Here is a 20,294-nt window from a genome sequence, read left to right as displayed (position 1 = left end):
ACGCCGATGCAGTCTGAGCATAAAGATATTCGTTTTATCATCGAACGCCAGGACGGTCCGGATCAAGCGACCTACTCGGAAGAGTTCTCGGTCCCATATCGTCCGAACATGAACGTCATCTCGGCGCTCATGGAGATCCGCCGCAACCCGGTCAACGCCGAAGGCAACAAGACGACACCGATCACCTGGGACATGAACTGTCTTGAGGAAGTGTGCGGCGCTTGTTCGATGATCATCAACGGCAAGCCGCGCCAGTCGTGTACGGCGCTCGTCGATAAACTCGAGCAGCCGATCCGCCTTGCTCCGATGAAGACGTTCCCGGTCATCCGTGATCTTCAAGTCGACCGTCAGCGCATGTTCGACGCTTTGAAAAAAGTGAAGGCGTGGGTACCGATCGATGGCACGTACGACCTCGGTCCAGGACCACGGATGCCAGAGAACAAACGTCAATGGGCGTATGAACTATCGAAATGTATGACGTGCGGTGTCTGCCTCGAGGCTTGCCCGAACGTCAACGACAAGTCGAACTTCATCGGCCCGGCCGCACTCTCACAAGTCCGTCTCTTCAACTCGCATCCGACCGGCGCTTTCCACGCGGAAGAACGTCTCGAAGCGCTCATGGAAGACGGGGGCATCATGCAGTGCGGAAACGCGCAAAACTGTGTCGAGGTTTGTCCGAAAGGCATTCCACTCACGACGTCAATCGCCGCGATGAACCGTCAGACGACGCTTCACTCGTTCAAACAGTTCTTCGGCAGCGACAAAGGTCGCACCGGTTCTGCGGTCGAGGCGTAACGTTTGTCGATGTCAAAGTATTTTCGGGAACCCGGTTGGGAAACGCGTGTCAGGTCAGGAATCGAGCTCGACGTCAAAGTCCGCTTTTCGGAGTGCGACCCGTACGGCCATATGAATAACACGATCCCGTTCATCTATTTTGAGGATGCGCGGATCGAGCTGCTCGAAACGACAGGATTTTCCTTGAAAGACGGTTTCGTCGTCGTGGCGGACGCCCAGTGCGATTACGTCCGACAAGTGATGCCGCGGCAACAGTTGAAGGTGTATGCCAATGTCTTGACGGTCGGAAACACTTCATGTGATATTCATTACGGCGCATATGATGGAGATCAACTCATGTTCGCGGGCCGTACGAGCCTCGTGCATTTGTCAAAAGCCGGTCGCCCGGCCGAATGGACTCCAGAATATAAAAATCGCTTGCAGAATTTTTGCGAATCCGCTATCATTTGATAATGAGTTCACAAACAAAAATTTCTGCCGGTTCGCCTGCAGAATTCAGATTTGAAGGGAGACTATCACGTCATGGAAAAAACATTCACAGTCGTTGCTGATTCAGGAATCCACGCTCGTCCAGCTACTCAGTTGGTCAACACAGCTTCTAAGTTCCAATCAGATATCAACCTTGAGTACAACGGTAAGACAGTTAACTTGAAGTCGATCATGGGTGTACTTTCACTCGGAATCGCTAAAGATTCAACAATCAAGATCACTGCAGCAGGTGACGATGCAGAAGAAGCGGTTAACACGCTCTCTGACATGCTCACTAGCGAAGGTCTTGCTCAGTAATTCGAGCAACGGACGAGGCGGCCAATCGGCTACCTCGTCTTTTTTGTTTGTCATGACACCGTTTCTTTTTTGGATACGGCTTTTTTGGTAAGATAGATGGGAATGGAAGTGATATTTATGAAACGAGCGATTGGAGTACTCGATTCAGGTGTTGGCGGCTTGACCGTAGTCAAAGAACTGATCCGCCAGCTGCCGAAAGAAGAAATCATCTATATCGGCGACACGGAGCGCTGTCCGTATGGGCCGCGCCCGCACGATGAGATTGAAGCATATACGTGGGAATTGATTGAATTCCTATTAGAAAAAGACGTTAAGATGATCGTCATCGCCTGCAACACGGCGACGGCCGTCGTCTTGAAAGAAGCGCGCAAGCGCCTCAACATCCCGGTCATCGGTGTCATCGACCCGGGCGCCCGGGCCGCCGTCAAAGGCACGCGCAACAAACATATCGGTGTCATCGGCACGAAGATGACGGTCGAAAGCAATTCGTACGAGACGGCGCTCCGTCACGTCGCGGGCGAGATTGATGTCTATTCGCTCGCTTGCCCGCCGTTCGTTCCGCTCGTCGAAGCCGGCGAACTGAGCGGCGAACGCGTCCGGTCGATCGTCGCCGAGACAATCCTGCCGCTCCAAGCTTCGGAGATGGACACGCTCATCCTCGGGTGCACCCATTATCCGTTGCTTGCGCCGGTCATCCAAGACGTCGTCGGACCCGATGTCCATTTGATTTCGTCAGGTGATGAGACAGCGCTCGAAGTGGCAGCGATCCTTGATTTTAAAGAACTTGAGAACGATTTGGATACCATCCCGACGCATCAGTTTTATGCGACCGGGGATGTCGCCATCTTCAACCGATTGGCGACAGAATGGCTTGGCCAACCCGTGAAAGCGGAGAAAGTAGAGGTGTCTGGTGTCGATGCGTAACGAAAGACAACATGATGAACTGCGGACCGTTGAGATCATTCCGCACGTGAACAAACATGCCGAAGGCTCGGTCTTGATCTCGATCGGGGACACGAAAGTAATCTGTACGGCAACGGTCGAAGAACGCGTCCCGAACTTCCTGCGCGGGAAGAAGCAAGGCTGGATCAACGCCGAGTACGCGATGCTGCCACGGGCGACGGGCAACCGGACCGTCCGGGAATCCGTTCGCGGTAAGCAGACAGGACGGACGATGGAGATTCAACGGTTGATTTCGCGCTCGCTCCGTTCGGTCGTCGACTTGGAACGGCTCGGTGAACGGACGATCTGGATCGATTGTGACGTCATCCAAGCGGATGGTGGCACACGGACAGCGTCGATCACAGGCGGTTTTTGTGCGCTCGTGCTCGCGGTCGACGCGCTCATCCGTCAAGGCAAGCTCGGCGACACACCGATCAAAGAAGGCGTCGCCGCCATCTCGGTCGGTCGGACGAACGAGCTGTTGCTCGACTTGAACTATGAAGAAGACGCGGCGGCCGAAGTTGACATGAACGTCGTCATGACGGCGAGCGGACGCTTCGTCGAAGTGCAAGGCACGGGTGAAGAAGCGACGTTCACGCTACAAGAAATGAATGAGATGCTCCAGATGGCCCAAGGCGGGATCGAGACGCTGTTCAAAGCAGCAGAAGACGCGCTCGGTGCCTCATGGTGGTATGTCGGGGAACAAATGGAGGAAACGATATGAAACTGATTGTCGCGACACGCAACAAAGGGAAAGTGGTTGAAATCGAAGGGATGCTCACGCCGCTCGGATTTGAAGTCGAATCGCTCTTGGACTATCCGGATGCACCGGAAACGGATGAGACGGGCACGACGTTCGAAGCGAACGCCGAACTGAAAGCGACCGAGGCGGCCCGTTACTTCGGACACGCCGTCCTCGCCGACGACTCGGGGCTTGAAGTCGATGCGCTCGACGGTGCCCCAGGCGTCCACTCGGCCCGCTTCGCCGGTCCTGAGAAGTCGGACGCGGCGAACAACGCGCTCCTGCTCGAGAAGTTGAACGGGGCGAACGATCGCTCGGCCCGCTTTGTCTGCGCGCTCTGCCTCGCCAAACCGACAGGCGAGATGTTGACCGTGCGCGGGACGATCGAAGGTACGATCGGCTATGCGCCCCACGGGGAAAATGGATTCGGGTACGACCCGCTCTTTATCGTCCCATCGCTCCATAAGACGGCAGCAGAGCTCGAGCGTGACGAAAAGGCGGCGGTCAGTCACCGCGGTCAGGCGTTAAGAAAACTAGAGGCAGAAATCATTCCATTTATGAAAGGTTGAGGTGTATGCGTTTTCTCGTAGTCAGTGACAGTCACGGATTGACAGACGAACTATCGACTATCTTTACTCGGCATGAAACTGAGATTGAGGACGCGTTCCATTGCGGCGACTCCCAGCTCGCGCTCGTCGACGAGCACTTGCTGCCGTATCGGACCGTCCGCGGCAACTGCGATTTTGGGGGCGACTTGCCGCTCGAACGGATCGAAGCGACACCTGAAGGCACGGTTTTAATCGTCCACGGCCATCACCATGACGTGAAGTTCGATTTGAACCGGTTGCGTTATCGGGCCGAGGAAATCGGGGCGAACGTCGTCTTGTACGGTCACTCGCACGTGGCCGGGGCCGTCATCGAAGACGGGGTGCTCTACGTGAACCCGGGCTCGATCCGGATGCCGCGCGGACGCTCGGACAAGACGTACGCGTTGATCGACCTTGACGCCGGTCAGGCAGCGGTCCGGTTTTACCGGTCTGAGGACGGGACGCCCGTCGAAGATTTGGACTTGTCAGGACAACTTTGAACAAAACAGAAAGAACCAATTGACAGCAAAGCATTTTTCTATTATAGTTTTCTTGTCAATGTCCCAATAGCTCAGCTGGATAGAGCAACGCCCTTCAAGACAAATAGGAGCCTTTATAGGGAAACAGAAACCTATAGAGTGGACGACACTATATCGGTGAAGCCTTAACAGATCATGCTGATGGTAATACCGAGGAAACTTGTATCCTTTCGAGGTCAAGGTGGTTCAAAGGACTAAAGGGTCAGCCTTTAGAGGTAGAACCATTGAAGGAACAATTTGTTCGTGAGGTTCCGTAGAGACTACACGTGTCGCACCTGAAATGGTGAAGATATAGTCCAGACTACAAACAACATGCGTTGGTGGCGAAAGCCATGGTGGTAAGCTAAGGCGTCGGTCGGGGGTTCGAATCCCTCTTGGGACACTTCCATTTAAAATAGAGATAGCCTCCACGGAGGTTGTCTCTTTTTTCGTTTTCCGGGGTATTGATTGACAACGCAGCAATTCCTAAGGAAGATGGAGATGGATGGAAGAAAGGGTGTGTGAAGATGGAAAAAGAGCGGGAGTACCCGTTTCCAGGGAACTGGTCGCGGCTGCAGAAGATGATTCAAGAAGCGGACGCGGCCGGGGAGCGGCAACGGGTCGAGCCGATCCTATGGGATTGGTACGCAGCCGTCAAAGGCGATCAGTTTATTTTCATGGAAATTTTTCAATGTTTGATGGAGCGTCCGGAAGAGCCGGAAACGCTTGAAAAACTCGAAGAACTCGTCACGACGCAGATTCATGAGGCAGAAGAACCGGCAGCCGGCGGGCTTCAAATTGCCCAGTACTACATCATGCGTGACCAACCTTTCGAGGCGGCACACTGGATCCATCAATATTTAGAGTGGCAAGACAAGGCCGATCAAGTGAACACCCAAGCTTACCAAGTGCTCCAAGTACTTAAGATGACCGAGTTTCCGGCGGCCATCGCCAAACTGAAACGGACGGTTCATCGTGGCAGTGTCGGGGAACAGATTGAACTGCTCGAGCACGTCCATTTCAATATCGATGACGTACTCGACAACGTATTGAAGGGACTGCTCCTTGAAGATCGCCCGAAATTGATGAAGCTGATCGTGCTCGAAAAAGCGTTCGAAGAACTGTCCGTCATCGAATGGGTCGACCTCGAAACGCATCATCGGCTGACGCAGGCAGAGGCACAAGTGAAGATGGACGAATGGGAGCATGTGGTCCACGATTTGCAGAAGGCCGTCAAAGGCGACGAAATCGCGACGCAACTGCTCATGAACTACATGTATACGCACTATCCGTTCACACCGGGTGAGGCATCTGAAATCGAAACAGCCGTCGTGAGAGCGAAAGCAGCGATCCTGAACGATGAAGAAACAGACGGGCTCGCGGCTGAAATTTTAGAGGCGGATATCCGGTTCACGCAAGCGTTTCTAGACTAAATCCTTGTGTGCAGTCACCGGATTTATGCTATAATACTGATTGTTGTACATTTTTGTACGGTATAGAAGAATAAACGAATTTGTTGGAGGGACTTAGCATGACAGCAAAATGGGAAAAAACATCAGGTAGCCAAGGCGTACTCACGTACGAAGCACCTGCAGAAGCATTCAATAAAGCAGTCGACGCAGCATTTAAAGATGTCGTCAAAAACTTGAACGTACCTGGCTTCCGTAAAGGGAAATTGCCACGTCCAATGTTCAACAAAATGTACGGAGAAGAAGCACTCTTCCAAGATGCGCTTGATATCCTCTACCGTGACACAATCCAATCTGCAGTCGAAGAAGCTGGTTTCGAACCAATGGCTCTCGAAAACATCGACGTTGATGGCACACTCGAAAAAGGTCAGCCGGTTACTTTCAAAGTAACATTCGTGGTTGAACCAGAAGCTGAGCTCGGCGACTACAAAGGTCTCGAGTACGATGCTGTAGAAACGAACGTCACAGACGAAGAAGTCGCAGCAGAACTTGACGCCCTCAAAGAGCAAGGCGCAGAACTTGCTGTTAAAGAAGGCGCAGTCGAAAACGGCGATACAGCTGTCTTTGATTTCGCAGGTTTCGCTGAAGGCGAGCAATTCGAAGGTGGCACGGCTGAAAACTACACACTTGAAATCGGTTCAGGTCAATTCATTCCTGGATTCGAAGAGCAAATGGTAGGCATGACTGCTGGTGAAGAAAAAGACATCGAAGTAACATTCCCTGAAGAGTACCACGCTGACAACTTGGCGGGTAAACCAGCGACGTTCAAAGTCAAACTTCACGAAGTAAAAGCGAAGCAAGTTCCTGAGCTCGACGACGAGTTCGCAAAAGACATCGACGAGTCAGTAGCATCACTCGACGAGTTGAAAGCGAAAATTCGTGAGCGCTTAGAAGCTGCGAAGCAACAAGAAGCTGATGGCACGATGCGCGACCAACTCGTTGAGCAAGCAACTGCTAACGCGACAATCGACGTACCTGCAATCCTCATCGACCAAGAAGTAGACCGCATGGTTCAAGAGTTCGGTACTCGTGTATCTTCACAAGGCATCGACCTCAACATGTACTTCGAACTCACTGGCACAACAGAAGAAGCTATGCGTGAAGAGATGAAAGAGCAAGCTGAAGAGCGCGTTAAAGCTCGTCTCGTCTTGAAAGCAATCGCTGAAAAAGAAGCGATCGAAGTAACTGATGAAGATGCTGAGAAAGAACTCGAAGAAATGTCTAAACTCTACAACATCGCACCGGACCAACTCCGTACGATGCTCGCACCGCAAGGCGGAATCGAGACACTTAAAGGTGACCTCAAATTCCGTAAGGCGATCGACATCCTCGTTGAAACTGGTAAAGCGAAGTAATTAGATGAGATGAGGGCGACTGCCACGCAGTCGTCCTTTTTTCTGTAATGACACTTTGTATGTGTTAATCTTTGATGTCGCTATATGTTCATGCTACAATTATTGCAACGCAGAGATGTAAATGTTTTTTCGTGAGTGCTTTGCACCTGAAAATACAAATAGGCGATTTATCGCACTTACATCCATTTTCATTCAGAAGGGGTGTACCGAATGTTCAAATTTAACGAGGAAAAGGGACAACTTAAATGCTCGTTTTGCGGGAAATCGCAAGAACAAGTCCGTAAACTAGTCGCCGGTCCTGGCGTATACATTTGTGACGAATGTATTGAACTTTGCAATGAAATCGTTGAGGAAGAGCTCGGTGTCGAAGAAGAAGTCGAATTCAAAGACATTCCAAAACCACAAGAGATCCGTAACGTCCTTGACGAGTATGTCATCGGCCAAGACCGGGCGAAACGTGCGCTTTCGGTAGCTGTCTATAACCACTATAAACGCATCAACGCCGGTGGCCGTTCTGATGATGTCGAACTTTCGAAGTCGAACATCGTCATGATCGGACCAACTGGTAGCGGTAAAACGCTTCTCGCTCAGACGATGGCTCGCGTCTTGAACGTCCCGTTCGCAATCGCGGATGCGACGAGCTTGACGGAAGCCGGTTACGTCGGGGAAGACGTCGAGAACATCTTGCTCAAGCTGATCCAATCGGCTGACTACGATGTCGAGAAGGCTGAAAAAGGGATTATCTATATCGATGAAATCGATAAGATTGCCCGCAAGTCGGAAAACCCATCGATCACGCGTGACGTGTCTGGTGAAGGGGTCCAACAAGCCTTGCTCAAGATTCTTGAAGGGACGACTGCGAGCGTACCGCCACAAGGTGGACGGAAGCATCCGCATCAAGAGTTCATCCAAATCGATACGACGAACATTCTCTTCATCGTCGGCGGCGCATTCGCCGGCATCGAAGCGGTCGTCAAACGCCGCATCGGGAAGAAAGTCATCGGTTTCGGGAACGAACAAGAAAATCGCGAGATGACGCAAGAAGACTTGCTCGCCCGCGCATTGCCGGAAGACCTTCAAAAATTCGGCTTGATCCCTGAATTTATCGGACGTCTACCGGTCATGGCGACGCTCATGACACTCGACGAGTCAGCGCTCGTCGAAATCTTGACGAAGCCGAAAAACGCGCTCGTCCGTCAGTACGTGAAGATGCTCGAACTCGACGATGTCGAACTCACGTTCACAGACGAGTCGTTGATTGAAATTGCCAAACTTGCGATCAAACGTAAGACAGGTGCACGTGGTCTCCGCTCGATTATCGAAGAAATGATGCTCGATGTGATGTTCACCGTCCCATCGCGTGACGATATCGAGAAAGTCATCATTACAGACGAAACGATTACGGGTCTTGCCGGTCCGAAATATGTTCTCCGTGATGGTACTGTCGAACAGACAGGGGACAACCAAGAAACAGCTTAAAGTTCTTAACGAAAAAGGCTCAAACACTCGGCACAACCGAGTTTTGGGCCTTTTTGCACAGGAGGCGTTGTAATGGAACAATTACCAATTCTTCCTTTGCGTGGAGTTGTCGTTTATCCGCTGATCGGAGTGACGATCGACGTCGGGCGACCGCTCTCATTACGAGCACTCCTTGCCGCAAAGGAACACGAGACAGACTTGATTGTCGTCACACAAAAAGAGACAGGCAAAGAATCACCTGAACCGGAAGACCTTTACGCGATCGGGACGCGGGTCCATATCGCCAAGATGAGCGAACTGTCGAACGATACGGTACGGGTCCGCCTCGTCGGGAAAGAACGCGTCAAAATCAACGCCGTCGAAGCGACGAAAGACGGCTGGTTTGCTGACGTCGACTCGCTCGAACTCGTTGAAGGGGAAGAAGTCGAGCGGACGGCACTCGTGCGGCTCTTGAAAGAACAGTTCGGCAAACTCGTTGGGACGATCAAAGGCTTGTCACCGGACGAGCGTCGTCGGTTTGAGATGTATGAGCGGCTCGAATCGCTCACTGACTACATCTCATCGAAACTCGATGTCGATGTCGACATTCGCCAAGCGATGCTTGAAGAACCAGACGCGGTCAAACGCGGGCTCGAACTGCTCGAGATCATGACGCACGAAGTCGAGATCATCGAGCTCGAACAAGAGTTGCGTGAACGGACGAAGAAGACGATTGAACAAGCGCAAAAAGAGTATTACTTACGTGAACAGATGAAGACGATTCAACAAGAACTCGGGGACCAGTCGCAAGAGTCGGAACCGAACCGTCTCCTTGAGAAGCTCGAGGCGCTCGACTTGCCGGAAACGACACGGAAGAACGTCATGCGGGAAGCGGAACGGTTGAACGTCGTCCCGGCGACGTCACCTGAGTACGCGGTCATCCGCAACTACCTCGATTGGATCGTCTCGCTGCCGTGGGGAATTGAAACCGAAGATAAATTGGACGTCAAACATGCGGCCGGTGTCCTCGACGACGACCATTACGGGCTCGAATCGGTCAAAGACCGGATCCTCGAATACTTGGCGGTCCGTCAATTGACGAACTCGCTGCGTGGACCGATCCTTTGTCTCGCCGGACCTCCTGGGGTCGGGAAGACGTCGCTCGCCCGCTCGATCGCTTCGGCGCTCGAACGTAACTTCGTCCGCGTCTCGCTCGGCGGGGTGCGTGACGAGGCTGAGATTCGCGGTCACCGCCGGACGTATATCGGCGCGATGCCAGGCCGGATCATCCGTGGCTTGAAGCAAGCTGAAAGTAAGAACCCGGTGTTCTTGCTCGATGAGATCGACAAGATGGCGTCGGACTTCCGGGGCGACCCGGCTTCGGCCATGCTCGAAGTGCTCGACCCGGAACAGAACGTCTCGTTCTCGGACCATTACATCGAGGAGCCGTTCGACTTGTCGAACGTGCTGTTCATCGCGACGGCGAACGACGTCTCGCAAATTCCGGCCCCGCTCCTCGACCGGATGGAACTCATTCAAATCGGCGGCTACACGGAGCTCGAAAAAGTCGAGATCGCGAAACGTCACTTGATTCCGAAACAATATAAAGAACACGGCTTGAAAAAGAGCCAGCTCACGATTAAAGAAGACGCGCTCTATGAAGTCGTCCGCCGCTACACACGCGAGGCCGGCGTCCGCAACCTTGAGCGTGTCATCGGATCGCTTTGTCGGAAAGCGGCGAAACAGATCGCGATCGGCGAGAAGAAACGTGTCACCGTGTCGCTCAAAGTCCTAAGCGACTACCTCGGGAAACCGAAGTATCGTTACGGCAAAGGCGAGACGGAAGACTCGATCGGAGCGGTCACAGGCCTCGCTTACACGGCGTTCGGCGGTGATACGCTCACGATCGAAGTCGCGCTCGCACCGGGCAAAGGCAAGCTGCAGTTGACGGGGAAACTCGGTGACGTCATGCAGGAGTCGGCGCAGACGGCGTACAGTTACGTCCGCTCGAACGCGGAACGGTTCGGGATCGACCCGACGTTCTACGAGCGGCAAGACGTGCACATCCACGTCCCGGAAGGTGCCGTCCCGAAAGACGGGCCATCCGCCGGGATCACGATCGCGACGGCGCTCATCTCGGCCTTGACCGGGAAGAAAGTCCGGCGTGATATCGGGATGACCGGAGAGATCACGCTCCGTGGCCGTGTCCTGCCGATCGGTGGCTTGAAAGAAAAAGCGCTCGCCGCGCATCGGGCCGGACTCACGACCATCATCATCCCGAAAGACAATGAACGTGACATCGATGATATTCAAGACACCGTCCGTGAAAAACTGACGTTCGTCCCGGTCACGATGCTCGATCAAGTATTAGAAGTAGCATTTGGAGGAAAACAATGAAAATCAATAAAGCAGAATTTATTACGAGTGCTGTGGCGCCGGACCATTATCCGGTCCACGAGTTGCCAGAAGTCGCACTCGCCGGCCGTTCGAACGTCGGGAAATCGTCATTCATCAACAAGATCTGTCAGCGTAAAGCACTCGCCCGGACATCATCAAAACCGGGGAAGACGCAGACGCTGAACTTCTTCAACATCAATGACGAGATCATGTTCGTCGACGTCCCGGGCTATGGGTATGCCAAAGTTTCGAAGACCGAGCGTGAGAAGTGGGGCGTCATGATGGAGCAATACTTGACGTCGCAAAGCGCACTCAAAGGTGTCGTCCTCTTGGTCGATATCCGACACGAGCCGTCGGGTGATGACGTGACGATGTACAATTTCTTGAAACATTATGAGATTCCGGTCATCGTCGTCGCGACGAAACTCGATAAGATCAAGAAAGCGCAGCGCCAGAAACATGAGGCGGCCGTGAAGCGGAAGCTTCAATTCGAATCGACTGACCGATTCGTCTCTTTCTCGGCCGAGACGGCGGAAGGAAAAGACGAAGCGTGGAAAGCCATCTACGATTTGTTGACACGCGAAGAAGATTGATTTTCAATAAAAAATATTTACTGCGTTTGTCTTTTTGAGCCTTCGCTTTCCTCGGGGCAAGCAAGAAGCCGCATCGCGACTTTGTCGCTGCTGGGTCTTCTTTTGCTTGCTTTTCCCGTAGGAGTCTACGGCTCCACAGACAAACGATGCGTACGGTCACCAATTGGTGGCCATTTTCTTTTTCCTATATCAAGCTTGTCTACTGTTGTTCTTTACTTGTGATGGAAGCCTCGAGAGGTTAAAATTAAGGTGCGAGTCAAAAAGAGGAATATCTCTGCACAATATAATTGCCTTCTTTTGGCGTGGTGTAATTGTATAACGAGCTATCACACACCTATTACGTTGAAAGTCTCAAGTATCCACGATAGGTGATCTTCGTGTTGCAATCACTTAACCTCGATTCTGTGTTTCTTACCGAGCAGAGGTTTAAAATTGTAGGAGCTAATTCGATCCATTTCCTCGTCTTCTAAAAATGTGAGCAGAGGGGAAGTTTTTAACTTCCTACATTTTTAGAAAGGAGAAATCCTGTATGAACCAAAAAACTCGTATGGATCGTTTTGAGAGTAAAAGAAAGAACTCGAGAGTAAAGTTGCTGTATAGCGGCTTGACATGGGTGACGCTCGTCGCTGGTGGGCTGAAAGTACTTGCACATTTAATTGCGGTGCTTTCATACGGTCTTTCGTTGTTTTTTATGAATGTGCACGAATTCACTGTGTACATTATTAAACTCATTAGCTCCTGCACATTTTATGATATGAGGACTTTACAAAAATGAATTTTGAAAAATCTATTCTATATAATGTGCAAAGTAAAAAACATCTGGCTAATTTACTACGTATAGATGCCAGGAAATTGAAAGCGGTGAGAGAGTATTTTTCAGTTGAACCTTTTGTTGCTGAAATTAATGGGAAGAAAAGATTACTATATAACCCTTCATATTTTCATAAACAACTACTGAAAAGAATGCTATTGCTACTCTATCCAATTGGTGCCGCTAATTATGTTTTTGGTGGTATTAAAAATCGTGACTACATAATGAATGCTGAATTTCACAAAAATAATAAGTGTTTCTGCCTAATAGACATAAAAGATTTTTTTCCTTCTACAAGCTCTGATTTTGTTTATCGTTTTTTTAGATACAAAATGAATATGTCTATTGATGTAGCAAAAATATGTACATTACTTACTACCGCAAGTAGTCGAGAAACAAATAAGCTTGACTACCTTCCTCAAGGGTATCCAACTAGTCCTTACCTTAGCTATTTATGCTATCTTGAGTTTTTTGAACAATTAAATAATATTTCGGTTTCAAAGAACATAACTTTTTCATGCTACTACGATGACCTTACTTTTTCTTCTCAACACTTTATTAGTAAGGGAACAAAAAGGGACATTATCAAACTGATAGAGAGCTATCAATTCCAAGTTAACAAGGATAAAAGTAGACTTCTTAAAAATAGTAATGGAGTAAAGGTTACTGGTGCGGTTATTCGTGACCATAAACTTTTGATACCAAACTCAATGCATTTAAAACTATATAAAACGTACGATAAATTACTGAATGACTTCTATTTATCTTCTTTTGATCAGACGAACATTGTTAACATGTGTGATGCAGTTGATGGTATTTTAGCCTCGATTAGTCGAGTGGAATCGATTGAAAATATTAAGCACATAAAAAATAAGGTGCGAATAATTCGTGAAATAAGCAACGCTATAACTTCATAGACAATAAGAACAGCCAATAGCTCTGATTTTCTAAGACGAGGGATAACCCCCTCGTCTTTTTGTTTTTAGGGTTACGTGAACGGGTAAGTATCGTATAATTGTCATATTGTATAGCAATACATTAATGAACGAGGTGGAAAGATGCAGAGAATGTTTGAAAGCAAATGGTATCGCTTCTTATTTTGGACGTTGACGATTTTCTTAGTGATCTTGGTCGGGACAGAGATTTCATTCGTGTTCGAACCGATCCAAGTCATATTGGCGCTCGTCACGGTACCGCTTATTATTTCAGGACTTTTCTTTTATTTTCTCGTTGGAGTCGTCGATTATTTAGAACGACGGTCCGGGAAACGTGGCATGTCAGTCGCAATCACGCTAACATCGCTTATCCTGATCATCACGCTCGTTTTCAGTATTCTCGGGCCCGTGCTCGTCGAACAAGTGACCGATCTCGTCAACGCGATGCCGAGCATCGCCAAAGAGTTGCAGCAACAAGCGTTCTCAGTGCGTGACTCGCTCATGCAAAACGAGTTCCTGTCGCGCTTCATGGCGGAAAACGATGACATGTTCACCGACTTGACTAACAATGTCACCACATACCTCGGTGATATTTTTGGCAATATTGCTTCTTCATTCGGCCAAGTCATCGGATTCATTACATCAGCTGTCATCACGATTGTCGTCATTCCGTTCATGTTGCTCTATATGCTGCTTGACGGGAAGCATTTGCCGGACTCGATCGTCAAGCTGTTGCCATCGAGCTATGAGAAAGAGACACGTAAAATTTTGAACGACATGCACACGACCGTTAAGAACTACGTGCACGCCCAACTGATCGTCGCGTTCTTCGTCGGGATCACGTCGCTCATCGGTCTTTGGATCGTCGGTGTCGACTACGCCATCTTGCTCGCACTCTTCATGATGGTGACGAACATCATCCCGTACGTCGGACCGTTCCTCGGGGCGGCACCGGCCGTCGTCGTCGCCTTCATCCAAGATCCGATCAAAGTGCTCTGGGTCATCCTCGTCATCATCATCGTCCAACAGATCGAGGCGAACGTCATCTCCCCGCTCATTCAAGGGAAAACGCTCAAAGTGCATCCGCTCACGATCATCATCGTCTTGCTCGTGGCCGGTAACCTGGCTGGGATCATCGGGATGTTGATCGCGGTTCCGACGTATGCGGTGGCGAAAGTCGTCGTCAAAAACATCGTCCGCATCTACAAATTGAAAGAGCGACAACATTACCTCGAGTCGGAAGAAGAAGACAAGCCGGAAAGTACGATTATCACAGATTCATCGTCACTTAAATGACAAAACAAGTAGAAATGGCCAATTTGACCGTTTCTACTTTTTTTCGTCACAAAAAGTTCTTAAATTATTTCACGAAAATCGAACAGAAGATTATAGTTCCTAAATAAAAATTGTTATACTGTACGGTAGAGACGTAAAAAAGAAATGACAACCGCCACTGTGATTTTAGATGAGGGGAAGAGGTACATGCATATTGTCGTCGTTGGACTAAATAACAAGACAGCCCCTGTCGCGATTCGGGAGCAGTTCTCGTTTGGGGAGCAAGAAATCGTGGATGCGATGATTGCGCTCCGCGAAGAGAAAAGCATTTTTGAATCGGTTATTTTGTCGACCTGTAACCGTACCGAGCTATACGTCGTCACAGACCAGCTCCATACGGGTCGTTATTATACAAAACGTTTTTTAGCGAACTGGTTCGATCTTGAGATGGATCAGTTCACACCATACTTGTCGATCCGTGAAGGGGAGGAAGCGATTCGTCACTTGTTCCGTGTCACGTCGGGTCTCGACTCGATGATCATCGGGGAAACGCAGATTTTAGGACAAGTGAAGTCAAGCTTCTTCCGCGCCCAAGAGAACGGGACGACGGGGACAGTGTTTAATAAATTGTTCAAAGAAGCCGTGACGCTCGCCAAACGGGCCCATACTGACACGCAAATTGGGGAAATGTCGGTATCGGTCAGCTCGGCTGCGGTCGCGCTCGCCCAAGAGATGTACACGCGCCTCGATGACAAACAAGTTGTCGTCGTCGGTGCAGGTGAGACGGGTGAGCTGACAACGCTCAACTTGTTCGAAGCCGGCGCCAAACAAATTGCCGTCTTCAACCGGACTGAAAGTAAAGCGAAAGCGGTCGCTGCCAAGTTCAAAGGCCGGGCCCACTCGATCCGCGAGATCGCCTGTGGACTGCTCGATGCCGATATTTTGATCAGCTCGACCGGCGCCAAAGAAGCCGTTATCGCGTATGACGACGTCGCCGCAGCGCAATTGTTGCGTCGGGAACGACCACTTCTTCTCATTGACATTGCCGTGCCGCGAGATATCGATCCAGCGGTCCGGTCGCTTCCGGGCGTCCGTTTGTTTGATGTCGATGACTTGAACGGGATCGTCAATAAAAACTTGGCAGCCCGTCTCGTCGAGGCCGAAAAGATTGAAGTGAAGATTGATGAGGCGATTCAAGAGTTCCAAGCATGGCTCGTCACGCTCGGTGTCGTGCCGATCATGAACGAGTTGCGCGAACGAGCGCTCCGCGTCCAAGAAGAGACGATGGAAAGTCTTGAGCGCAAGCTCGACCATCTGTCGGACCGGGACAAGAAAGTCATCGGCAAGCACATGAAGTCGATCATCAACCACATGCTGCGTGAACCGATCGACTACATTAAAGACGCGGCCGCTCAACCGGACGCGAACACGCGCATCGCCCAGTTCGTCGAAGCGTTCGCGCTAGACGTCGACGTTCCGACTGCGGACACAGAACCGGAAGAGCTAGAAGCGATGGCGGCTAAAGCACCACTTCGCGCGTTGATGCGCTAATACAAACCAAAAAGGCGGCGGATCTCGTCGCCTTTTTCTATGAAGGGGACTAAACATTATGCGTAAAATTATCGTCGGCTCACGCCGCTCACAACTCGCGATGACACAGACGAAATGGGTCATCGAACAATTGAAGCAAGCCGGGGCCCAGAACGAGTTCGAGATCAAAGAAATCGTGACGAAAGGTGACCAAATCGTTGACGTCCAACTGTCGAAAGTTGGCGGGAAAGGCTTGTTCGTCAAAGAGATCCAACAGCAGATGCTCGCCGGTGACATCGATTTTGCCGTCCACAGCATGAAAGACGTCCCGGCCGAACTGCCGGAAGACCTCTTTATCAGCTGTATGCCAAAACGTGTCGACGCGCGTGACGTCTTGATTTGCGAGGACGGCTACACGCTCGAGACGCTACCGCAAGGCGCGGTCATCGGGACGAGCTCGCTCCGTCGCGGTGCGCAGATGCTCGCGGCTCGTCCGGACTTCGAGATCCAATGGATCCGTGGCAACATCGACACGCGCTTGAAAAAACTCGATACCGAGAACTTCAACGCCATCTTGCTCGCGAAAGCGGGACTTGAGCGCATGGGTTGGACCGATCGCGTCAAGTTCGAAGCGCTCGACGCCGACATGATGGTACCGGCCGTCGGACAAGGCGTGCTCGCGATCGAGAGCCGGAAAGACGACGCCGAAGTGACGCAGATTTTACAGCTCCTTCACGATGACGTGACGGCGAAAGCTGCGACGGCGGAGCGGACGTTCTTGAAGGCGATCGAAGGCAGCTGCCACGTACCGGTCGGCGGCTACGCGACGGTTGACGGGGACACGGTCACGCTCACCGGCTTGATCGCCTCGGTCGACGGCAAAGACGTGCTCCGTGTGACGAAAACGTCAACGGACGAAGTCGCGCTCGGTCAAGACGTCGCTGACGACTTGCTCGGACGTGGCGGACGCGAGATCCTCGCCTCGGTCAATGTGTGACGTCTGGTACACAGGGACAAAACGACTGACCGCTTCGCAACGGGCCTTGCTCGACGCGAGCGGTCTTTCCGTTCATCACGTCCCGATGATCGAGACACGGCTGACCGGGAAACCAACGCCAACTGATTCGTTCGACTGGCTCGTCGTCACGAGTCAAACCGCTGTCCCAGCGCTTCAAGACGTTCCTCGGGACGTTCAAGTCGCTGCCGTCGGCGAGAAGACGCGGGACGCGCTCGAGGCAGAAGGATTCACCGTTTCGCTCATGCCGGAGACGTATACGGGCGAGGCGTTGTTCCGCGAGTTGGCTAGCGTCGTCGGTAAGGATGACGTCGTCTTGTTCGCCCGCGGGGACTTGGCGAACACCGAGCACATGCAGCAGTTGCCGCATGTGCACGACTGGGTCGTCTATGAGACGGTCGAGAAAGCACTCACGATTGATCAAGCGGAAGCGCTCGAACACGTCGAGGCGCTGCTCGTGCTCAGTCCGTCCGCCGTCCACGCGCTCACGCCTTACCTCGAACGGTTCCACGGGACATGGTACGCCATCGGTGAAGTGACCGAGCGAGCTGTCCGAGAAGTTTCGACGTTACCGGTCCGAGTGCCTGAGTGTTATACTATGGATGCATTAATACAGTGTGTAGGGGGAGATTTTTCATGAACCAATTCGACCGTCACCGTCGTCTGCGCTCGTCGAAGTCGATGCGTGCACTCGTACGTGAAAACCATGTTCGGAAAGAAGATTTGATTTATCCGCTCTTCGTCGTCGAAGGGACAAATATTAAACGCGAAGTCAGCTCGATGCCTGGCGTCTTCAACTTCTCGCTCGATCGTCTCGAAGACGAGATCCGTGAGCTCGTCGACCTCGGGCTCGAGTCCGTTCTCTTGTTCGGTGTACCTGAGCATAAAGACCCGGAAGGCACGGAAGCATACCACGATCACGGCATCGTCCAAGAAGCGATCCGCAAAGTGAAAGAGTGGGCACCACAGCTCACGGTCATCGCCGACACGTGCCTCTGTGAATATACGTCGACGGGCCACTGTGGCATCGTGAAGAACGGTGACGTCGATAACGACGCGACACTGCCGCTTCACGTCCAGACGGCGATCACGCAAGCGCAAGCGGGCGCAGACATCATCGCGCCGAGCTCGATGATGGACGGCTTCGTCGCCGCCATCCGCGAAGGGCTCGACCAAAACGGCTTCAGCCACATCCCGATCATGAGCTACGGCGTCAAATACGCATCGGCGTACTACGGCCCGTTCCGTGACGCGGCGCAGTCGGCGCCTGGTGAAGGCGACCGCAAAGGCTATCAGATGGACCCGGCCAACCGCCGCGAGGCGTTCCGGGAATCACAGTCGGACGTCGAGCAAGGTGCCGACTTTATGATCGTCAAACCGGCGCTCGCGTTCATGGACATCATCCGCGACATGCGCGACTCGCTCGATATGCCGATCGTGGCGTATAACGTGAGCGGGGAGTACGCGATGATTAAAGCAGCGTCGATGAACGACTGGATCGATGAACAACGCATCGTCATGGAGACGATGGTCGGTTTCAAACGAGCCGGTGCCGATTTGATCGTCACGTATTTCGCAAAAGACGTCTGTCGCTATTTGGAAGGAGAATTCGCATGACATACAAGCAAACTCGCTCAGAAGCAGCGTTCAAACAAGCACTCCCACTCATGCCGGGCGGGGTCAACAGCCCGGTCCGTGCCTATAAATCGGTCGGGATGACGCCGATCTTCGCCGAACGCGGTGAAGGTTCACGCGTCTACGACATCGACGGCAACGAGTACATCGACTACGTCCTCTCATGGGGACCACTCATTCTCGGTCACCGCGACCCGGTCGTCATGAAAGCGATCCAAGATCAGGCTGAAAAAGGCTGGACGTTCGGGACACCGACGGAGCTCGAGACGAAGATGGCCGAGCTCGTCATCGACCGCGTCCCATCGATTGAGATGGTCCGCATGGTCAACTCTGGTACGGAAGCGACGATGGCGGCTCTCCGCCTCGCACGCGGCTATACGGGCAAGACGAAGATCTTGAAGTTTGAAGGCTGCTACCACGGCCACGGGGACTCGCTCCTCATCAAGGCCGGATCAGGTGTTGCGACACTCGGTCTCCCGGACTCACCGGGCGTCCCGAAAGACTTGGCGAGCCACACGCTCACCGTCCCATACAACGACCTCGACGCGCTTCGCATCGCGTTCGAGAAGCACGGCGACGACATCGCCGGCGTCATCGTCGAGCCGGCTGCCGGCAACATGGGCTTCGTCCCGCCGCAGCCAGGATTCCTCGAAGGACTGCGTGAGATCACGGAACAAAACGGTGCGCTCCTCATCTTTGACGAGGTCATGACCGGCTTCCGCGTCGGTTACAATTGCGCCCAAGGTTACTTCGGCGTGACGCCTGATCTTACGTGCCTCGGCAAAGTCATCGGCGGCGGCCTTCCGGTCGGCGCATACGGCGGCAAACGGGAGATCATGGAACACATCGCACCGCAAGGGCCGATCTACCAAGCAGGGACGCTTTCAGGCAACCCGCTCGCGATGATCGCCGGCTACACGACGCTGTCGCAACTCAAGCCTGAGCACTACGAAGAGTTCGAGCGCAAAGCCGACCGCCTCGCGGCAGGCTTCACGGCAGCGGCCGAGAAATATAACATCCCGCACGACACGAACCGGGCCGGCTCGATGTTCGGCTTCTTCTTCACGAACGAGAAAGTGACGAACTTCGAGAAGGCGAAAACGTCGAACCTCGACATGTTCCGCTCGTACTATCAGAAGATGGCGGCGCGCGGCGTGTTCTTGCCACCGTCACAGTTCGAAGGCTTGTTCTTGTCGACTGTGCATACGGACGAGGATATCGACGCGACGCTTGCCGCGGTCGATGCGACGTTCAAAGAGCTGCAACAAGAGTTTTCACTGTAATCTTGACTGAAACGTCTTCACTCGCTACAATTGTTTAACAGATACGTTTAAAAGCTATGATGAGGAATAGTACGCAACAACACTCCTTTCTAGAGACGCGGCCGCTTGGTGCAAGGTCGCGAGGGAAGTGTGCGGAAGTCGCCTCGGAGCTGACCTTGTGAATCAAGT

At 52.1% G+C, this 20,294-nt stretch carries 19 protein-coding genes and 1 other annotated feature (1 of these 20 running past the window's edge); all 19 genes read left to right on the top strand.

Features of this window, described 5'->3' with window-relative positions:
* Positions 1 to 6 precede the first annotated feature (6 nt).
* On the top strand, positions 7 to 795 hold the full coding sequence (gene sdhB, locus BJU60_RS04900) for a succinate dehydrogenase iron-sulfur subunit (RefSeq protein ID WP_173647397.1): 789 nt from the start codon (positions 7 to 9) through the stop codon (positions 793 to 795).
* Between the two features lie 9 nt (positions 796 to 804).
* Entirely contained in the window at positions 805 to 1,245 is a 441-nt protein-coding gene (locus BJU60_RS04895; RefSeq protein ID WP_070327968.1) for an acyl-CoA thioesterase, read from the top strand.
* Positions 1,246 to 1,317: 72 nt separating this feature from the next.
* Positions 1,318 to 1,581, top strand: coding sequence for a phosphocarrier protein HPr (locus tag BJU60_RS04890; RefSeq protein WP_021066838.1), 264 nt, complete (start codon positions 1,318 to 1,320; stop codon positions 1,579 to 1,581).
* 117 nt (positions 1,582 to 1,698) lie between these two features.
* Positions 1,699 to 2,505, top strand: a complete 807-nt coding sequence (gene racE / locus BJU60_RS04885; protein ID WP_070327730.1) for a glutamate racemase — start codon at positions 1,699 to 1,701, stop codon at positions 2,503 to 2,505.
* On the top strand, positions 2,498 to 3,247 hold the full coding sequence (rph, locus tag BJU60_RS04880) for a ribonuclease PH (protein WP_070327729.1): 750 nt from the start codon (positions 2,498 to 2,500) through the stop codon (positions 3,245 to 3,247). Before racE ends, rph begins: the two co-directional genes overlap by 8 nt.
* Complete coding sequence (locus tag BJU60_RS04875; RefSeq protein ID WP_070327728.1) at positions 3,244 to 3,834, top strand: XTP/dITP diphosphatase; 591 nt, start codon at positions 3,244 to 3,246, stop codon at positions 3,832 to 3,834. Before rph ends, BJU60_RS04875 begins: the two co-directional genes overlap by 4 nt.
* A gap of 5 nt (positions 3,835 to 3,839) precedes the next feature.
* Entirely contained in the window at positions 3,840 to 4,352 is a 513-nt protein-coding gene (locus tag BJU60_RS04870; RefSeq protein ID WP_070327727.1) for a metallophosphoesterase family protein, read from the top strand.
* A gap of 545 nt (positions 4,353 to 4,897) precedes the next feature.
* Entirely contained in the window at positions 4,898 to 5,803 is a 906-nt protein-coding gene (locus BJU60_RS04865; protein WP_070327726.1) for a hypothetical protein, read from the top strand.
* Positions 5,804 to 5,901: 98 nt separating this feature from the next.
* Positions 5,902 to 7,194 (top strand): trigger factor, encoded by a 1,293-nt coding sequence (tig, locus tag BJU60_RS04860; RefSeq protein WP_070327725.1) that lies wholly within the window; start codon positions 5,902 to 5,904, stop codon positions 7,192 to 7,194.
* A 210-nt stretch (positions 7,195 to 7,404) separates the two neighbouring features.
* Positions 7,405 to 8,673, top strand: coding sequence for an ATP-dependent protease ATP-binding subunit ClpX (gene clpX, locus BJU60_RS04855; RefSeq protein WP_016508522.1), 1,269 nt, complete (start codon positions 7,405 to 7,407; stop codon positions 8,671 to 8,673).
* 72 nt (positions 8,674 to 8,745) lie between these two features.
* Positions 8,746 to 11,049 carry an endopeptidase La gene (lon, locus tag BJU60_RS04850; protein ID WP_070327724.1) on the top strand — a complete coding sequence of 768 codons (2,304 nt, stop codon included), beginning with the start codon at positions 8,746 to 8,748 and terminating at the stop codon, positions 11,047 to 11,049.
* Entirely contained in the window at positions 11,046 to 11,642 is a 597-nt protein-coding gene (gene yihA, locus BJU60_RS04845) for a ribosome biogenesis GTP-binding protein YihA/YsxC (RefSeq protein WP_070327723.1), read from the top strand. The genes lon and yihA overlap by 4 nt, the downstream gene beginning before the upstream one ends.
* Before the next feature lie 771 nt (positions 11,643 to 12,413).
* Positions 12,414 to 13,370, top strand: coding sequence for a reverse transcriptase family protein (locus tag BJU60_RS04835; RefSeq protein ID WP_070327721.1), 957 nt, complete (start codon positions 12,414 to 12,416; stop codon positions 13,368 to 13,370).
* Between the two features lie 141 nt (positions 13,371 to 13,511).
* Positions 13,512 to 14,684, top strand: a complete 1,173-nt coding sequence (locus BJU60_RS04830) for an AI-2E family transporter (protein WP_070327720.1) — start codon at positions 13,512 to 13,514, stop codon at positions 14,682 to 14,684.
* A gap of 186 nt (positions 14,685 to 14,870) precedes the next feature.
* Complete coding sequence (gene hemA / locus BJU60_RS04825) at positions 14,871 to 16,214, top strand: glutamyl-tRNA reductase (protein WP_070327719.1); 1,344 nt, start codon at positions 14,871 to 14,873, stop codon at positions 16,212 to 16,214.
* A 58-nt stretch (positions 16,215 to 16,272) separates the two neighbouring features.
* On the top strand, positions 16,273 to 17,190 hold the full coding sequence (gene hemC / locus BJU60_RS04820) for a hydroxymethylbilane synthase (RefSeq protein ID WP_070327718.1): 918 nt from the start codon (positions 16,273 to 16,275) through the stop codon (positions 17,188 to 17,190).
* The gene (locus BJU60_RS04815; RefSeq protein WP_070327717.1) at positions 17,183 to 17,848 is read left to right on the top strand and encodes a uroporphyrinogen-III synthase; all 666 of its coding nucleotides are present in this window, start codon (positions 17,183 to 17,185) and stop codon (positions 17,846 to 17,848) included. The genes hemC and BJU60_RS04815 overlap by 8 nt, the downstream gene beginning before the upstream one ends.
* The gene (gene hemB, locus BJU60_RS04810) at positions 17,845 to 18,825 is read left to right on the top strand and encodes a porphobilinogen synthase (protein ID WP_070327716.1); all 981 of its coding nucleotides are present in this window, start codon (positions 17,845 to 17,847) and stop codon (positions 18,823 to 18,825) included. Before BJU60_RS04815 ends, hemB begins: the two co-directional genes overlap by 4 nt.
* On the top strand, positions 18,822 to 20,126 hold the full coding sequence (gene hemL / locus BJU60_RS04805; RefSeq protein ID WP_070327715.1) for a glutamate-1-semialdehyde 2,1-aminomutase: 1,305 nt from the start codon (positions 18,822 to 18,824) through the stop codon (positions 20,124 to 20,126). Before hemB ends, hemL begins: the two co-directional genes overlap by 4 nt.
* A 47-nt stretch (positions 20,127 to 20,173) precedes the next feature.
* Positions 20,174 to 20,294: a binding site (T-box leader), on the top strand (it continues 100 nt past the right edge of the window).

Origin of the sequence: Exiguobacterium aurantiacum (assembly GCF_001766415.1) — a bacterium.
GTDB classification, from domain to species: Bacteria; Bacillota; Bacilli; order Exiguobacteriales; family Exiguobacteriaceae; genus Exiguobacterium; species Exiguobacterium aurantiacum_A.
The sequence above is the reverse complement of the archived record's forward strand: the minus strand, read 5'-3'. Positions and strand labels throughout refer to the sequence as shown.

Bases quoted from the DNA above. Each gene is read 5' to 3' on its own strand.
- rph (WP_070327729.1), top strand. From the start codon at position 2,498: ATGCGTAACGAAAGACAACATGATGAACTGCGGACCGTTGAGATCATT.
- yihA (WP_070327723.1), top strand. From the start codon at position 11,046: ATGAAAATCAATAAAGCAGAATTTATTACGAGTGCTGTGGCGCCGGAC.
- BJU60_RS04830 (WP_070327720.1), top strand. From the start codon at position 13,512: ATGCAGAGAATGTTTGAAAGCAAATGGTATCGCTTCTTATTTTGGACG.
- BJU60_RS04890 (WP_021066838.1), top strand. From the start codon at position 1,318: ATGGAAAAAACATTCACAGTCGTTGCTGATTCAGGAATCCACGCTCGT.
- BJU60_RS04815 (WP_070327717.1), top strand. From the start codon at position 17,183: ATGTGTGACGTCTGGTACACAGGGACAAAACGACTGACCGCTTCGCAA.
- BJU60_RS04870 (WP_070327727.1), top strand. From the start codon at position 3,840: ATGCGTTTTCTCGTAGTCAGTGACAGTCACGGATTGACAGACGAACTA.
- BJU60_RS04875 (WP_070327728.1), top strand. From the start codon at position 3,244: ATGAAACTGATTGTCGCGACACGCAACAAAGGGAAAGTGGTTGAAATC.
- tig (WP_070327725.1), top strand. From the start codon at position 5,902: ATGACAGCAAAATGGGAAAAAACATCAGGTAGCCAAGGCGTACTCACG.
- racE (WP_070327730.1), top strand. From the start codon at position 1,699: ATGAAACGAGCGATTGGAGTACTCGATTCAGGTGTTGGCGGCTTGACC.
- hemC (WP_070327718.1), top strand. From the start codon at position 16,273: ATGCGTAAAATTATCGTCGGCTCACGCCGCTCACAACTCGCGATGACA.
- hemB (WP_070327716.1), top strand. From the start codon at position 17,845: ATGAACCAATTCGACCGTCACCGTCGTCTGCGCTCGTCGAAGTCGATG.
- BJU60_RS04835 (WP_070327721.1), top strand. From the start codon at position 12,414: ATGAATTTTGAAAAATCTATTCTATATAATGTGCAAAGTAAAAAACAT.
- clpX (WP_016508522.1), top strand. From the start codon at position 7,405: ATGTTCAAATTTAACGAGGAAAAGGGACAACTTAAATGCTCGTTTTGC.
- BJU60_RS04895 (WP_070327968.1), top strand. From the start codon at position 805: ATGTCAAAGTATTTTCGGGAACCCGGTTGGGAAACGCGTGTCAGGTCA.
- BJU60_RS04865 (WP_070327726.1), top strand. From the start codon at position 4,898: ATGGAAAAAGAGCGGGAGTACCCGTTTCCAGGGAACTGGTCGCGGCTG.
- lon (WP_070327724.1), top strand. From the start codon at position 8,746: ATGGAACAATTACCAATTCTTCCTTTGCGTGGAGTTGTCGTTTATCCG.
- hemL (WP_070327715.1), top strand. From the start codon at position 18,822: ATGACATACAAGCAAACTCGCTCAGAAGCAGCGTTCAAACAAGCACTC.
- hemA (WP_070327719.1), top strand. From the start codon at position 14,871: ATGCATATTGTCGTCGTTGGACTAAATAACAAGACAGCCCCTGTCGCG.
- sdhB (WP_173647397.1), top strand. From the start codon at position 7: ATGCAGTCTGAGCATAAAGATATTCGTTTTATCATCGAACGCCAGGAC.